This window comes from Niveispirillum fermenti, from assembly GCF_048066175.1.
GTDB lineage: Bacteria > Pseudomonadota > Alphaproteobacteria > Azospirillales > Azospirillaceae > Niveispirillum > Niveispirillum fermenti.
This window is the reverse complement of sequence record NZ_JBLTXA010000005.1, coordinates 39,883-55,241: the sequence shown is the minus strand read 5'-3', so window position 1 is coordinate 55,241 and position 15,359 is coordinate 39,883. Positions and strand designations below refer to the sequence as shown.

Sequence of the window (15,359 nt, the reverse complement as noted above, 5' to 3'; positions counted from 1 at the left end):
TGCGGCCTGATGGAATTTTTAAAAGGGAAAAGGGGAAGCAAGGGGGGGAGCCGCCCCGGCGGGGCGGCTCCGGGTACCTGACCTTAGATCTTGCCGACCAGGTCCAGCGAGGGGGCGAGGGTCTTCTCGCCTTCCTGCCACTTGGCCGGGCAGACCTCGCCCGGATGGCTGGCGACATACTGGGCGGCCTTGACCTTGCGCAGCAGGTCGGCGGCGTCGCGGCCGATGCCCTCGGCGGTGACTTCAACGGCCTGGATCACGCCATCGGGATCAACGATGAAGGTGCCGCGGTCGGCCAGGCCCTGGCCCGGACGCAGAACCTCGAAGTTCGTCGAGATCTCGTGGGTCGGATCGCCGATCATGGTGTACTTGATCTTGGCGATCGTCTCGGAGGCGTCGTGCCAGGCCTTGTGGGTGAAGTGCGTGTCGGTGGACACCGAGTACACTTCCACGCCCAGCTTCTGCAGCTCCTCGTAATGGTCGGCGACGTCGCCCAGCTCCGTCGGGCAGACAAAGGTGAAGTCCGCCGGATAGAAGAAGAAGATGGACCACTTGCCGACGATGTCGGCATCGGTGACCTCGATGAACTTGCCGTCCTTGAATGCCTGGGCCTTGAAGGGCTTGACCTTGGTGTTCACGAGAGACATGTCTGATTCCCGGTGTGAAATTGAAAGGCTCGCGGGCCGTGGCCCGCATCTACGGTGACACCATATAGTCCCGCTGTTGATATATGAAATAGATAAATTCTCAAAATTTGATAGATGAAGACTATCAAACTGGCGCACGGATGCCCGGCCCACCCTGTTGGCCGGCGAACGATCCATCCGGGTTCGCCTTGGAACGGCTTTCCCTGACCGGAAAGCCGTTCCGGCAGCGCAAGGCAGGGTATGCGGCCTGTCAGGGCGCCTTCACGGCGGCGGTCAGCGGCACGAGTTGGAAACCCTTGTCGGCCAGGGTGGGCAGCCATTGGGACAAGGCCTGCGTCGTCACGTCGTGGGGATGGCCGATGGCGATGGCCAGGCCGCGGCGCCGCGCGATCTCCTCCACCTTGGCAAGGGATGCGGCCACGCCCTGCGGCGTCATGACATGGTCCAGGAACACGTCGCGGGCCACCATGGGCACATGATAATGCGCCGACAGGGGGGCGGCCTTGCTGTCGGCAGTGGTGCGGCTGTCCAGGAACATCAGGCCGCGCGCCGCCAGTTCGGCCATGACCACGGCCATGCCCTGCTGGTCGGCCGTGAAGCGGCTGCCCATATGGTTGTTGATCCCGACGAAGCCGGGGAAGGCCGACAGGCCGTTGTCCAGACGCTGCCGCAACGCCGGCTCGTCCAGCCGGGTCAGCAGCGCGCCGGGGCCTGGATCCTCCTTGCCGGACGGTTCCATCGGCATATGCACGATCAACTCGTGCCCCGCCTCCCGAGCCTTGGCGGTCTGGGACGGCAGGTCGCGGGCATAGGGCAGCCAGGCGAGCGTCAGCGGGCCGGGCAGGGTGACAACCTTGGCCGTGCGCGGCCGGTCGATCCCCATATCGTCGATGACCACGACGATGCGCGGCCGGCCATCGGGTGCGGGTGCCGGCAGGGCGTGATGCTGCCAGGCGGGTGTGCCGGCCGGCGGTTCCACCAGCGGCGGCAGGGGACGGGGCGGGGTCGCCGCCGGTGGGGCGGCGGCCTGTGGCGGTGCCTGTTCCCGGGGCGGGGCCGGTGCCGCCGGCGGCGGTTCGGCCGGGGCGGGCGGCGGTGTTTCCGGCACGGCCGGGGCGGGGCCGGGGCGGGCGGGAAGGTCGGCCCGCTCCGCCGCGTCCTCGTCATCGGCCTCTTCCGGTTCGTCCAGGCCGGAGGCGTCCGCCGCCTCCTCCACCGGGGTCAGGGGCGGTCCGGCCGGCACCGGATTGTAGCGTTCTCCACCCAGAAGCGCCGTCATGGCGCCGGCCACCAGCACGAAGGCCAGGACGGCCAGACCGACGCGCCCGCCGCTGCCCAGACGTGACAGGAACAGCATCAGGGAACGTCGTCCCCGGAGCAGGCCGTCACGGCCACGGGTCGATGGCCGCCGGCGCACCTGCACGCGCGGGCGCTGGCGGTTGCTGCCGGGGGGCCGGGGCTTGGGGGGCATTGCGGCATCAACTCGTCTGGGAACGGGACGGAATGTTTAGTGCTACAAATCCGGGGCTGGGTGCAATGCCCCATCCGCATTGCCGATGGCCGGCCTTGGCAGGGCTGCACAGGCTGGAAATCGCGGGCCGCTGTCTGTAGGCTTTGCGGTCCAAGCCCCCGGGGGCCGGTCACGGAATGAAGCCATGCTGCTGTTCATCGACAATTACGACAGTTTCACCTGGAATCTGGTGCATTATCTGGGCGAATTGGGCGCTGAGATGGCTGTCTGGCGCAATGACGCGCTGTCGGTGAAGGAGGCGCTGGCGCTGAAGCCGGAGGCCATCATCCTGTCCCCCGGCCCGTGCGACCCGGACAAGGCCGGCATCTGCCTGCCGCTGATCGGGGCCGCCGCGGCCCACAATATTCCCCTGATGGGTGTGTGCCTGGGTCATCAGGCCATCGGCCAGGCCTTTGGCGGCAAGGTGGTGCGCGCCGCGGAGCCCATGCATGGCAAGCTGTCTGACATGTTCCACCAGGGGCAGGGCCTGATGGCGGGGTTGCCCAGCCCGTTCAAGGCCACGCGCTACCATTCGCTGATCGTGGAGCGGGAAAGCCTGCCCGGCTGCCTGGAGGCCACGGCCTGGCTACCCGACGGCATGATCATGGCCCTGTCGCACAAGACCCTGCCCATCCATGGCGTGCAGTTCCATCCGGAAAGCATCGCGTCGGAGCATGGGCACAGGATCTTCGACAATTTCCTCAACCTGGCCGGCGTGAAGCGCGGGCCGCAATTGCGAGTGGCGTGAGGCGGTGATGTCGGGGGACATGGGTGATTTCAAGGCGCTGCTGGCGACGGTCGCCACCGGCGCCACCCTGACGGAGGCGGAGGCGGAACATGCCTTCTCCATCATCATGTCGGGCAATGCCACGCCGGCCCAGATGGGCGGGTTCCTGATGGCGCTGCGCGTGCGCGGCGAAACGGTGCCCGAGATCACGGGGGCCGTGCGCGCCATGCGGTCCAAGGCGCTGGCGATCGAGGCGCCGGAAGGCATCATCGACACCTGCGGCACAGGCGGCGACGGGGCGCACACCTACAACATCTCCACGGCCGTGGCCTTTGTCATCGCGGGCTGCGGCGTGCCCGTGGCCAAGCATGGCAACCGCGCCATCTCCTCCCGGTCCGGGGCCGGCGACGTGCTGTCGGCGCTGGGGGTCAACCTGGATGCCGATTTCGCGCTGGTGCGCCGTGCGCTGTTCGATGCGCATATCGGCTTCCTGCTGGCCACGCGCCATCACACGGCCATGCGCAATGTCGGGCCGACGCGGGTGGAACTGGGGACGCGCACCATCTTCAACTTGATGGGGCCCTTGTCCAATCCGGCGGGTGCCAAGCGGCAATTGATGGGCGTCTATGACGCGAAATGGGTGGAACCGCTGGCCCAGGTGCTGTGCAATCTGGGTTCCATCCGTGCCTGGGTGGTGTCCGGGGCCGACGGGCTGGACGAGATCACCACGACCGGGGCCACGCATGTGGCCGAATTGCGGGATGGCCGGGTGCGGCGGTTCGAGATCACGCCGGAGGATGCAGGCCTGCCGCGCGCGACGCTGGGCGACCTGCGCGGCGGCGATCCGGAGCATAACGCGGCGGCCCTGCGCGCCGTGCTGGCCGGTCAGGAAGGCCCCTATCGGGACATCGTGCTGCTGAACGCCGCCGCGGCCCTGGTGGTGGCCGATGCCGTGCCCGACCTGAAGGCCGGCGTGGCCAGGGCCGCCGACTGCATCGCATCCGGACAGGCCTCCCTGGCGCTGGACCGGCTGGCTTCCATCACCAACGTGCCGATGACCCTATGAACAGCAATCCGACACCCGACGTGCTGGCCCGCATCTGCGCGGACAAGGCCGACCACGTGGCCCGCGCCAAGGCCTTGCGTCCGCTTTCCATGGTGACCGGGCTGGCCCGGGCGCAACCGGCCCCGCGCGGCTTCGCGCGCGCGCTGGATGCCACGGTGGCGCAGGGGCGATGGGCCCTGATCGCCGAGATCAAGAAGGCCAGCCCGTCGAAGGGCCTGATCCGGGCCGATTTCGACCCGCCGACGCTGGCCACTGCCTATCGCGATGCCGGCGCCACCTGCCTGTCGGTGCTGACCGACAGGCCGTATTTCCAGGGGGACGACGCCTTTCTGCGCGCCGCGCGCTCGGCCGTGGACCTGCCGGCCCTGCGCAAGGATTTCATGATCGATCCCTATCAGATCGTGGAAAGCCGGGCGCTGGGTGCCGATTGTATCCTGTTGATCATGGCCTGCCTGGATGATGCCTTGGCCCGCGAGCTTTACGATGCGACCGTGGAACTCGGCATGGATGTGCTGGTGGAAGTGCATGACGAGGCGGAGATGGAACGCGCGCTGGACCTGCCCGGCGGGCTGCTGGGCGTGAACAACCGCAACCTGAAGACGCTGGCCATCGATCTGGCCACCACCGAGCGGCTGGCCGCCATGGTGCCCGCCGGCCGGCACCTGGTGGCCGAAAGCGGCATCCACAGCCCCGCCGACCTGACCCGCCTGGCCCGTGCCGGGGCGCGGCGGTTCCTGATCGGTGAAAGCCTGATGTCCAAGCCGGACGTGACGGCCGCGACCCGCGCACTCCTGTCCACGCCCATGATCGAGGCGGCATGACCAACCCGCTGACCCATTTCGACGAGGCCGGCCATGCAGCCATGGTCGATGTCTCGGCCAAGGACGAAACGGTGCGCATCGCCACAGCGCGCGGCCATATCGCCATGAAGCCGGAGACGCTGGCCCTGATCCGCGATGGCGGGATGGAAAAGGGCGACGTGCTGGGCGTGGCGCGGCTGGCCGGCATCATGGCGGCCAAGAAGACGCCCGACCTGATCCCGCTGTGCCACCCGCTGATGCTGTCCAGGGTCGGCGTCGATTTCACCATCGACGAGGCGGCATCGCGCGTGGAGATCGAGGCCACCGTGAAGCTGAAGGGCCGCACGGGCGTGGAGATGGAGGCGCTGACCGCCGTGTCGGTCGCGGCGCTGACCATCTATGACATGTGCAAGGCGGTCGATAAGGGCATGATCATCGGCGGCGTGCATCTGGCCTATAAGGAAGGCGGCAAGAGCGGCACCTATCACGGAGGCTGACGGGATCAGGGGCTCGTGCCCGTCATGCCCGTCACCCCGCCGCCCTTTGACCATCCCCATTCCTCCCGTTCTTCCGACGAGGCCCCGATGAACATGCAGGTTCCAGCCGCCTCCGCCGCCGGCGGTTCCGCTTTCCCGCCGGTGCCGGGCCGCAGCCTGTTCGGCACCCTGCCGGACGGCCGGGTGGTGGAGGCGGTGACCATCGCCGATGCACGCGGGATGACGGCCCGGCTGATCACCCTGGGGGCGGGCCTGCAGGGGCTGTGGGTGCCCGACCGGGCGGGGCGGATGGGTGATGTCGTGCTGGGGCATGACGATCTGGCGGGCTATGTGGAACGGCGCAGCTTTCTGGGCGGCATTGTCGGGCGCTGTGCCAACCGTATCGCGGGCGGGCGCTTCCGGCTGGATGGCCGTGCCTTCCAGGTGCCCTGCAATGACGGGCCGAACAGCCTGCATGGCGGGAACCAGGGGCTGGACATGCGGCTATGGACGCTGGAGGCGGTGACGCCCGGCAGCGCCACTTTCCGCTATGACAGCCCCGACGGGGAGGAAGGATATCCGGGCGCCCTGTCCATCCGCGCCGTCTATGCGCTGGACGGGCAGGGGGCGCTGTCCCTGACCCTGACGGCGCAGACCGACGCGCCCACCATCGTCAATCTGTCCAGCCATGCCTATTTCAATCTGGGCGGGGCGGTGGCCGGCGGTGACGTGCTGGACCATGTGCTGACCCTGGCAGCCGACCGGTTCACGCCCGTGGACGCTACCCTGATCCCCACTGGCGCGCTGTCATCCGTAGCGGGCACTGTGTTCGATTTCCGCACGCCGCACAGGATCGGCGACCGCATCCGTGACGCGGGCGACGCGCAGTTGCGGCTGGGCCGCGGCTATGACCATAATTTCGCCCTGCGGGCTGGTGGCGGGCCGAACCCGGAACCGGCCGCCCGCCTGGAACACCCGGCCACGGGCCGCGTGATGGAACTGGCGACCACCGAACCGGGGCTGCAATTCTATTCCGGCAATGCCCTGGCGGGCGATCTGGCCGGCAAGGGCGGACGGCTCTACCGCCAATCCGCCGGGCTGTGCCTGGAACCCCAGCGCTTCCCCGATGCCATCAACCAGCCGGATTTTCCCAGCCCCCGGCTGGACCCCGGCCAGACCTACCGCCATGTGTCGGTCTACCGCTTCTCCACCCTGGCGGGTGCCGGGGGATGATCCGCCTCCAAGCCCGCAATCTGGCACGGCGGCGGCTGCCGCCGTGCCGCTTGTGCGGCGTTTGAGGTGCCGAAAACCTTGACCATCGGTCAAGATTTTCGGCCGCTGGCATTAAGCCGCGTCCAGGGCGGCCAGGACCTGGGCGCGCAACTGGTCGCGCTGCACCTTGTTCATGGCGTTGCGCGGCAGGACGGGCAGCAGCACCAGCCGCTCGGGCCGTTTGAAAACGGCGACGTCGGCGCGCTTCAGCCAGTCCAGCACATCGGCCAGGGTCGGTTCCGCCCCGTCGCGCGGCACCAGCGCCACGGCCACCCGCTCGCCCAGATCGGGGTCGGGGATGCCGACGGTTGCCGCCTCACGCGCCTGCGGCAGGCCGGTCAGCAACTCGTCCAGTTCGGCGGGGGAGATGTTGACCCCACCGCGCACGATGATCTCCTTGCAGCGGCCCACGAACCGGTAGAAACGTGACAGCGCCCCCGTGCCCGCAATTTCGAACAGGTCGCCCGTGCGGTACCAGCCCTGATCGTCGAACGCCGCCGCCGTCAGGTGCGGGGATCGCCAATAGCCGCTGAAGGTCGCAGCCCCCGTGATGCGCAGTTCGCCCGGCCGGCCCGGAACGGTGATCTCCTCTCCCGTGTCCGGGTCTGCCAGGCGCGTGCGGATCACGCGGTGGACAATGCTGTCGAAATCCTGCCCCGCCGCCCCGAACCGGGGGAAATACCGTGCGCGCTCCGTGGGGTCCGGCACGTCGCCGGGGCTGGAGAACAGCGACGCCCCCTCGTTTGACCCGAAGATGTTGCAGATCTCGATCCCGTGCTGTTCCTTCCATCCCTCGATCAGCCAGGGCGACAGTGGTGCCGAGCCGGAGCCGATGGCCCGCAGGGCCGACAGGTCCGTGCCGCGCATCAGGTCGGGCTGCTTCAGCAGGGCCGTCAGCACCGCCGGGGGCGCTATGGTATAGGTCACCCGTTCCGCCGCCGCCTGGGCCAGGAACAAGGGCAGGTCGAACGGATGGTGCAGGACCAGACGGCCGCGCAGCAGCAGCCAGGGCATCACCTGTCCGCCAATCGACCCGATATTGACCAGAGGGAACGGGTTCAGCAGCACGTCGCCGTCCCGCATGCCGGCCGCTTCCGCCACGATGCGGGCGTTCAGTACCCAATGATTATGGTCGCGTGGCACGCCCTTGGACCGGCTTTCCGTGCCCGAGGTCCAGCAGATGGTCAGCACCTCGCCGCCGGCCGTGGGGTTGGCGGCGACATGGGCCGCGACCGGAGCCGGATCGGCGGCCGCCATGGCCGCGCGCAGGTCCGCTTCCCGGTCCGTTCCCTCGGCACTGGTCGCCAGCAGCAGCAGGCGCAGGCCCGGCCGGCTGGCCAGAAGGCCTGCCGCCATGGCGGCATGGTCGTGCTTATGGAATGTGGGTACTGTAATGAAAGCCTTGGGCGTGGTCAGGTCGAAGATGTGCGACAGCTCGTGCTCACGATATTGCATAACCACGGGGCTGATGATCAGGCCCAGCCGCGCGGCTGCCAGGAACAGGATCACGGCGTCGGTCGTGTTGGGAAGCTGGACGCAAATCACGTCGTCCTTGACCAGCCCCGCCGCCAGCAGGGCCGCGGCCATTCGTTCCACGCGGTCGCGCACCTGCGCCCAGGTCAGCCGTTCCTGCGGCTGTCCGTCCAGCAGGGGCCGGTTGGGCGGATCGATCAGGGCCAGGGCGTCGGGGGCGGCCGCGGCCGTCTGCTGGAACATGGCGTCGACGGTGGTCCCCGCCCACCAGCCGCGGGCCTCGTAATCGGCGATGCGCGCCGCGTCGGTCGTGAACATGGGTCCTCCCTGCTGGATGCATCTTGTCATTCACCGAATTATGTGGCTTTCATAACAATACTTACTGTCCTGATCAACTGTCTGCGCCGTTCCGGGCGCAAATATGGGGCTTCCGCATGGTGCGTGTCATCCAATGGGCAACGGGATCGATGGGGCGCACGTCGCTTCGCCGGATCATCGACCATCCCGACCTGGAACTTGCCGGTGTCTATGTATATGGCGCCAAGAAGGCCGGCACGGATGCCGGGGCGCTGGCCAAGCGGCCGGAAACCGGCATCCTGGCCACCGCCGACATCGAGGAGATTCTGGCCACGCCGGCCGATCTGGTGTTGCACACGCCGCGCATCACCCTGCCATATGAGGCGTTGGCCGACGATGTGATCCGGCTGCTGCGGTCGGGCAAGAACGTCATTTCGCTGGCCGGCTTCCACTGGCCGGCGGCGCAGTCCGGCGATTACGCCGCGCGCCTGCATGAGGCGGCGCTGGAAGGCGGGGTGACGCTGGCCGGGCTGGGGGTCAATCCCGGCATGGTGGTGGAACGGCTGGCCCTGACCGCCACGGGCCTGTGCGCGCGGGTGGACCGGATCGGCATCAGCGAGATGGTCGACGCCTCGGCCATGACCGCGGCACCCTTCGTGTTCGACCTGATGGGGCTGGGCAGCGACCCGGCGGTGAACGATATCCGCAAGGGTCCGCTGGCCACGCTCTATGCCAAGCTGTTCGGGGAGGTGCTGCAATTCGCGGCCCACGCGCTTGGCACCAGGCTGGTCACCGTCACGCCCGACCATCAGTTGACGCTGGCCCCGCGCGACGTGGTGATCCCGGCCGGCACCATCCCGGCGGGCACGGTGGCGGCGACCGAGTGGCGCTGGCTGGCCCTGATGGAGAACGGGGCCGAACTGCTGCTTTCCATCCTGTGGACGGCTGACCCGGCGCTGCATCCCGATCGGGGCAGCGGACACTGGACCATCACGATCGACGGGCGGCCCACGATCCGCATGACCCTGGATATCGGCGAGGCCGATCCCGCGGCCCCCCCCACCCGCGCCCTGGCCGACGCCACGGTGGCCGTCGCCTTCAACGCCATCCCCGACGTGCTGGCCGCCCCGCCGGGCCTGTTCGCCTATCGCCCCCCCGGTCCCTGGCGGCCCCGGCTGAACGGGGGCGGGGCATGAAGGGCGCCTATATCCATGATGCCGTGCGCACGCCGCGAGGCCGTGCCCATGCCGAAGGCGGCCTGGCCGCCCTGACGCCGGCCGGGCTGCTGGCCGGGCTGGGCACGGCCCTGGCCGACCGGGGCCGGCCCGCGGGCATGCTGGCCGATCAGGTCATCATCGGCTGCGTCGGTCAGGTGGGTGCCCAGGGCGGGCATGTGGCCATGGTGGCCAAGCTGGCCGGCCTGTGCGCCGATGGCGTGCCGGTCCATTCCATCAACAATTTCTGCGCCTCGGGCCTGTCGGCCATCGGCCAGGCCGCGGCGCTGGTGACGGCGGGCCAGGCCCGGCATGTGCTGGCGGGCGGGGTGGAGATGATGTCCCGCGTGCCCTTCATGGGCGACAATGCGGATTATTATACGGCTGCCGACCTGCCGCCTGTTCGCCGCTATATCCCCGTGGCGCTGGCGGCCGATCTGCTGGCCGGCAGGCTGGGCGTGTCGCGGGCCGAACTGGACGCCATGGCCCTGATGTCGCAGCAGCGCGCGGCGGCGGCGGAGGCCCGGCCGGCGCTGAACGCCTCGCGCATTCCCGCCGGCCGGCTGACGGGCGAGGAACTGCCCCGCGAGACGCGGGCCGACGGGCTGGCGGCCCTGCGCCCGGCCTTCGCCAAGCTGGCCGATGCCTATCGCCCGGCCCTGGACGGTGCGGCCCTGGACCATCGCCACACCGTGGCCCATGCCCCGCCCATGGCGGATGGGGCGGGGCTGGCCCTGGTGGGCGGCCCCGGCGGCGAACGCCCGCCGCGGGCCCGCATCCTGGCCTATGCCGAAGCCGGCGGCGATCCGCGCGACAGCCTGATGGCCGGCTTCACGGCCATGGATCAGGCCCTGGCCCGGGCCGGGCTGGGGCTGGCCGACATGGACCGGGTGGAATTCATGGAGGCCTTTGCGGTCACCATCGCCGCCTTCCTGCGGGACCGGGCCATCGATCCGGCGCGCGTGAATGTCGGCGGCGGGCATCTGGCCAAGGGCCATCCGATGGGTGCCACGGGGGCCATCCTGCTGTCTGCACTGCTGGACGCGCTGGACGAGGCCGACGGCACGCTGGGACTGGTCGTGGCGACGGGTGCGCAGGGTGTGGGCGTGGCCCTGGTGGTGGAGCGCCTGGCCTGACGGCCGGCCCTTTTCGCCGGGACGGTGCGTTCCGGCAAATAATGCGGGGGTGCAGGGAATAAAGGCGGGACTGGTGCGTATATCGCTGGTAGCCTTTCCCGCAACAGACCGAGCGCCAGAGCCCTGTCCCCCGTGCTGCCCGACATCACCCTTCATATCCCCGCCATGCGGCGTTATGCGCTGGTCCTGACGCGCGACCGCCACCGGGTGGAAGACCTGGTTCAGGAAAGCCTGGCGCGGGCGCTGGCCGCGCACCGCACCTGGAAGCCGGGGTCCAACATGCGCACCTGGCTTCTGTCCATCGTCCATAACAGCTTCGTTTCCGGCTGGCGGCGGGAGCGGGTGGAATTGTCGGCACTGGACGGGGCCGCCGCGGCCCTGCCGCCGGGCGCCGGCCCGGCCCGGCCAGACATGCAGGTGGAGGTGCAGCAGGTGATCGACCGGCTGCTGGCGCTGCCCGACGGCATGCGTGAAATCCTGCTGCTGGCCGTGGTGGAGGAGATGAGTTATCGCGAGATCGCGGAGATGCTGGGCATCCCCATGGGCACCGTCATGTCCCGGCTGGCCCGCGCCCGTGCCGCCCTGCGCGAGCAGGTGGAGGGGGCCGCCGTTCCCACCCGCCGCCCCGCGCTGAAGCTGGTGGAGTAGGCCGCATGCCGCCCTTCGACCCCATCACCGAGGATGACCTGAATGCCTTCATCGACGGTGGCCTGGATGTGGGCCGCCGTGCCGATGTCGAGCGCTGGCTGGCCCGCCATCCGGAGGAGGCGGCCCGGGTCATGGCCGATCTGGGCACCGCCGACCTGCTGCGCGTCGGCCTGGGGGAAGACCGGTTCGACGCGCCGCCGGACGCCGCCACGCGACAGCTTGCCGGCCGCCTGCGCCGCCGCCTGCTGGTCGATCAGGCCGGCCATGTGCTGCGGCGGGTGGCGGCCGTGGTCGTGCTGCTGGGTGCCGGATATGGCATCAACTGGCTTGTGCCGGGCTATCTGTCGCTGGCGGAGGCGGCGCATCGGGTCCCACTGTTCGCCGACGAGGCGGCGGAGGCCTATCGCACCGCCATGCGGGAGGATATCGCCACGCGCGGCCTGACCTATGCCGACACGGCGGTGCCGGCCCGGCTGGCGGCCCTGCATGCGGGGCGGCCGCCGCTGCCCGTGCCGGGGCCGCCGACGCCCAAATGGCGCCTGCTGGGCGCCCAGCTTACGGCCTGGGACAATGGCGACGCCATCCAGGTCTTCTGGCAGCATGACAGGAAGGGCACCGTCGTCCTGTTCGTGGCCGAGGATACGGCCACCGCCATGCCGCAGACCCTGCCCCCGACCCTGGGCCACACGGATGAGGGGGAGGTGGTCTATTGGCGATCCGGCCCCTATGTCTATGCCCTGTTGGGCAACGCCGACACGCGGGTCCTGGAACGGGTTGCCCAGCTTGTCGCCAGCCCCGACCCCCAGGCTGTCGGGGCCGCTCTGGTGGACCCGTGAAGCCCCGCTTCCGGATCGGTCGCGGGGAGATGGCCATCGGTGTGGCGCTCAACCTGCTGCTGATCTGGCTGCTGCTGGGCTGATGGCACTTTGCGGGAGACGGGGGAGACCGGAAAGGCGGGAGACGGGGAAGCGGATGCCCCCCTTTACCGCGACCGTGACCGTGACTTTTATCGCGATGGGGGTAAGGCGGCCTGCGTCGTTTTTCCCTTGACCCTATAGCGGCTGGAGGTTGCAGGCTCCTCCTCGTGCCGCCCGCCGCCGGTCTTTTCCGTGCGGGCTTGTCTTCGCCGCCTGCTGCCCCTATGGTCGCGTCCCATGCGCCTGATCGCCCTTCTTGCCATCCTGCTGGCCCTGTTCATCACGCCCCCTGGCCATGGCCATGTGGTGGATGCGGGGCATGTGCATGCGCAAGGGGAAGGGCCGGGTGAGGGGGACCCCGCCGCGCATGACGGCGTGGCGGGCAAGCTCTGCTTCGACTGCCATCATGGCTGCGGCCATGTGCATGCCGCCAGCCCCGTGCCCGCGCAGCGCATGGTCATGCCTGTGGTCTGGATGCCGGCCCGCTATCTGCTGGTCGAAACGCCACCACCGGCCACCGCCGATCTAAGCCCGCCCTATAAACCCCCGCGTGCCTGACGCCTGAACCGGATGTGGTTCGGGGCCGACCGGCCCCTGCCGCGTCCCGTCCTGGTGCTTTCACGCGGAGAGAACATGCGTTTGCTGACCGCAACCGCCCTGGCCCTTTGCATGGGCTGGGTGCCGGTGGCCGCCGCGCAGGGTGCGCGCGCCACCGATCCCCCCTTTTCCGGGCTGCCGGCCCGCCTGGACCCGGCTGAAGCCGTGGCCCTGGCCTTGGCCCGGTCCCCCCGTACCGCAGCCGCTGCCGCCCGGCTGGATGCCGCGGCCGGTGCCGCGCAGCAGGCCGCGGCGCTGCCCAATCCCGAACTGTCCGTGGAGATGGAGAATTTCCGCGGCTCCGGCCCCTATCGTGGCTTCGACAGTGTGGAGACCACCTACAGCCTGTCGCAGACCATCGAGCTTGGGGGCAAGCGCGGGGCACGGAAAGATGCCGCGGCCGCCGCGCGCGATGCCAGCCGGCAGGACCTGGCACTGGCCCGGCAGGACCTGGCCCGCGACGTGCGCCAGGCCTTCACGGCCGCTGTGGCCGCCACGGCCGAGCGGCGGCTGGCCGCCGAGCGTGTCCGGCTGGCGCAGGAGACGGAACGGTCCATCCAGGCCCGCGTCGATGCCGGGCGAGAGGCCCCGCCCCAGGCCGGCCGTGCCGGCATCGACCGCCGTCAGGCTGAAATCGCGCTGGCCCGCGCCGGCCGTGACGAGGCGGCTGCGCGGCAGTCGCTGGCCACCCTGCTGAACCTGCCTGCCATCGATGCCGCGCTGGAGGATGGCTGGTTCATGCGCACCGGCCACCCGGCCCCGCCGCCGGTGCCGGCTGGCGATCCCGGCCGCAGCCCGGAGATCGGCCGGCTGGAGGCGCAGGTGCGGCAGGGCCATGCCGAGCTGGCGCAGGAGAAGGGGCGCGTCGTGCCCGACCTGACCGTATCGGCCGGCTTCCGCCGGTTCCGCGACAGCGGGGACAACGCCTTCCTGGTCGGCGTCAGCGTGCCCATTCCGCTGTTCGACCAGAATCGCGGCGCCATTGCCCGGGCCCGGGCCGAAATGGTGGCTGCCGAGGCCGACCTGGCGACCGCGCGGATGGAACAGGAGCGCAACCGGGCGCTGGCCCGCGCCCGGTTCGACAGTGCGCGCGAACAGGCCGATGCCCTGCGCGACCAGATCGTGCCGACGGCGCGTCAGGCGCTGGACAATGTCAATGAAGGGTATCGCCAGGGCAAGTTCGGCTATCTGGACGTGCTGGACGCGCAGCGGACCCTGTTCGATGTCGAGCGCGACCTGATCGAGGCGCTGCGCGGCTTCCATGATGCGCGGGCCGAGCTTGAACGGCTGGGTGCCGCTGCCCCCGACGGGGAGGAATGATCCCGATGAAGACGAGACTGATCGGTATTTCGGTGGCCGCCCTGGTGGTGGCCGGCATCGGCTATGCCGTTTTCGAAAGCGGCCACGACCATGACCATGACCATGACCATGACCATGACCATGGCGTTGCGGCCGGCCATGCCGCCGGCGACGGGCACGATCATGCGGGTGGCGACGGGCACGATCATGAGGGCGAGGAAGGGGTGATCCACCTGACCGAAGCCCAGATCGCCCGGGCCGGCATCCGGCTGGTTGCGGCAGCCCCCGGCGAGGTGGCGGCCGAACTGCGCGTGTCAGGCACTGTTGCGGCCGATGACGAGCGCATGGCCCATGTCACGACCCGCGCGCCGGGCGTGGTCGCCGAACTGCACAAGCAGTTGGGTGAGCCTGTGGCGGCCGGCGACCTGCTGGCCGTGCTGGAAAGCCGCGACCTGGCCGACGCCAAGGCCGCCTTCCTGTCGGCCCTGCGCCATGACGCGCTGGCCGCGACCAACCTGAAGCGGGAGGAGGAACTGTGGCGGAAGAAAATCTCCGCCGAGCAGGATTACCTGGATGCCCGTACCAATGCGGCCACGGCCCGCATCACCCTGGACGCCGCGCGCCAGCGGCTGGCGGCCCTGGGCCTGTCGCGGGCGGATATCGATGGCCTGCCGCGGCAGGACCCCGGCACCCTGGCCCGGCTGGAAATCCGGTCCCCCATCGCCGGCAGCGTCACCTGGCGCGAGGGCGTGCGTGGCGAGCTGCTGGCGGCGGAGAAGGAGATATTCACCATCGCCGACCTGTCGGAAGTCTGGGTCGAACTGCCCGTCTATGCCAGGGACGTGGCGCAGGTGCGGGCCGGCCAGACGGTCGCCCTGACGGGTCCCGATGGCCAGAAGGGAACGGGACGGGTGATCTTCGCCGGCCCCACGCTGGACCCGCAGACGGGGGCCGCCCGTGTGGTGGCCAGCCTGGACAATGCCGATGGCGGCTGGCGGCCGGGCGACTTCGCGGCCGGGGTGATCCGGGCCGGCGGCCTGCCGGCCGACGTCACGGTGCCGGCCGACGCCATCCAGGCCATCAAGGGTGAGGACGTGGTCTTCGTGCGCAATGCCGAAGGGTTCGAAATGCGCGCCGTGGAGGTCGGCCGCCGCAACAGCGCGGTGGCGGAAATCACCTTCGGGCTGTTCCCCGGCGACGTGGTGGCCAGCGGCAACAGCTTCGTCCTTAAGGCCGAGGCATCGCGCAGCGAAGCCGAACATTCGCACGCGCATTGAGGG

The 15,359-nt window shown here is 69.7% G+C and carries 15 protein-coding genes; 12 read left to right on the top strand and 3 right to left on the bottom strand.

From position 1 onward, the window contains the following. Window positions 1–83: 83 nt before the first annotated feature. Together ahpC and ACM9LZ_RS06760 are read right to left on the bottom strand one after the other, a co-directional pair. Window positions 84–647, bottom strand: coding sequence for an alkyl hydroperoxide reductase subunit C (ahpC, locus tag ACM9LZ_RS06765; protein WP_416618593.1), 564 nt, complete (start codon window positions 645–647; stop codon window positions 84–86). A 250-nt stretch (window positions 648–897) separates the two neighbouring features. Then, window positions 898–2,118, bottom strand: coding sequence for a divergent polysaccharide deacetylase family protein (locus ACM9LZ_RS06760; RefSeq protein ID WP_416618592.1), 1,221 nt, complete (start codon window positions 2,116–2,118; stop codon window positions 898–900). Window positions 2,119–2,302: 184 nt separating this feature from the next. Here ACM9LZ_RS06760 and ACM9LZ_RS06755 point away from each other — a divergent pair, with 184 nt between their 5' ends. The 5 genes from ACM9LZ_RS06755 (at window position 2,303) to ACM9LZ_RS06735 (ending at window position 6,459) form a co-directional block, all read left to right on the top strand. Next, window positions 2,303–2,905, top strand: a complete 603-nt coding sequence (locus ACM9LZ_RS06755) for an anthranilate synthase component II (protein WP_416618591.1) — start codon at window positions 2,303–2,305, stop codon at window positions 2,903–2,905. A gap of 7 nt (window positions 2,906–2,912) precedes the next feature. Beyond that, window positions 2,913–3,950: an anthranilate phosphoribosyltransferase gene (trpD, locus tag ACM9LZ_RS06750; RefSeq protein ID WP_416618590.1), complete on the top strand. Its 1,038-nt coding sequence runs from the start codon at window positions 2,913–2,915 to the stop codon at window positions 3,948–3,950. Further along, window positions 3,947–4,771 (top strand): indole-3-glycerol phosphate synthase TrpC, encoded by an 825-nt coding sequence (gene trpC / locus ACM9LZ_RS06745; RefSeq protein ID WP_416618589.1) that lies wholly within the window; start codon window positions 3,947–3,949, stop codon window positions 4,769–4,771. The genes trpD and trpC overlap by 4 nt, the downstream gene beginning before the upstream one ends. Next, entirely contained in the window at window positions 4,768–5,247 is a 480-nt protein-coding gene (gene moaC / locus ACM9LZ_RS06740) for a cyclic pyranopterin monophosphate synthase MoaC (RefSeq protein WP_416618588.1), read from the top strand. Before trpC ends, moaC begins: the two co-directional genes overlap by 4 nt. A gap of 87 nt (window positions 5,248–5,334) precedes the next feature. Further along, window positions 5,335–6,459: an aldose epimerase family protein gene (locus tag ACM9LZ_RS06735; RefSeq protein ID WP_416618587.1), complete on the top strand. Its 1,125-nt coding sequence runs from the start codon at window positions 5,335–5,337 to the stop codon at window positions 6,457–6,459. Window positions 6,460–6,570: 111 nt separating this feature from the next. Here the strand turns inward: ACM9LZ_RS06735 and ACM9LZ_RS06730 are convergent, their stop codons facing one another. Beyond that, complete coding sequence (locus ACM9LZ_RS06730) at window positions 6,571–8,289, bottom strand: class I adenylate-forming enzyme family protein (protein WP_416618586.1); 1,719 nt, start codon at window positions 8,287–8,289, stop codon at window positions 6,571–6,573. 116 nt (window positions 8,290–8,405) lie between these two features. Here ACM9LZ_RS06730 and ACM9LZ_RS06725 point away from each other — a divergent pair, with 116 nt between their 5' ends. The 7 genes from ACM9LZ_RS06725 to ACM9LZ_RS06695 all read left to right on the top strand — a co-directional run bounded on the left by ACM9LZ_RS06725 (window position 8,406) and on the right by ACM9LZ_RS06695 (window position 15,356). After that, window positions 8,406–9,464 carry an NAD(P)H-dependent amine dehydrogenase family protein gene (locus ACM9LZ_RS06725; protein WP_416618585.1) on the top strand — a complete coding sequence of 353 codons (1,059 nt, stop codon included), beginning with the start codon at window positions 8,406–8,408 and terminating at the stop codon, window positions 9,462–9,464. Continuing rightward, window positions 9,461–10,618: a thiolase family protein gene (locus ACM9LZ_RS06720; protein WP_416618584.1), complete on the top strand. Its 1,158-nt coding sequence runs from the start codon at window positions 9,461–9,463 to the stop codon at window positions 10,616–10,618. The genes ACM9LZ_RS06725 and ACM9LZ_RS06720 overlap by 4 nt, the downstream gene beginning before the upstream one ends. 132 nt (window positions 10,619–10,750) lie before the next feature. After that, on the top strand, window positions 10,751–11,266 hold the full coding sequence (locus tag ACM9LZ_RS06715) for a sigma-70 family RNA polymerase sigma factor (RefSeq protein ID WP_416618583.1): 516 nt from the start codon (window positions 10,751–10,753) through the stop codon (window positions 11,264–11,266). Between the two features lie 5 nt (window positions 11,267–11,271). Continuing rightward, on the top strand, window positions 11,272–12,102 hold the full coding sequence (locus ACM9LZ_RS06710) for an anti-sigma factor family protein (protein ID WP_416618582.1): 831 nt from the start codon (window positions 11,272–11,274) through the stop codon (window positions 12,100–12,102). A 318-nt stretch (window positions 12,103–12,420) separates the two neighbouring features. After that, window positions 12,421–12,741 carry a hypothetical protein gene (locus ACM9LZ_RS06705; protein ID WP_416618581.1) on the top strand — a complete coding sequence of 107 codons (321 nt, stop codon included), beginning with the start codon at window positions 12,421–12,423 and terminating at the stop codon, window positions 12,739–12,741. A gap of 75 nt (window positions 12,742–12,816) precedes the next feature. After that, window positions 12,817–14,100: a TolC family protein gene (locus tag ACM9LZ_RS06700; protein ID WP_416618580.1), complete on the top strand. Its 1,284-nt coding sequence runs from the start codon at window positions 12,817–12,819 to the stop codon at window positions 14,098–14,100. A gap of 5 nt (window positions 14,101–14,105) precedes the next feature. After that, window positions 14,106–15,356 carry an efflux RND transporter periplasmic adaptor subunit gene (locus ACM9LZ_RS06695; RefSeq protein WP_416618579.1) on the top strand — a complete coding sequence of 417 codons (1,251 nt, stop codon included), beginning with the start codon at window positions 14,106–14,108 and terminating at the stop codon, window positions 15,354–15,356. Window positions 15,357–15,359: the final 3 nt, after the last annotated feature.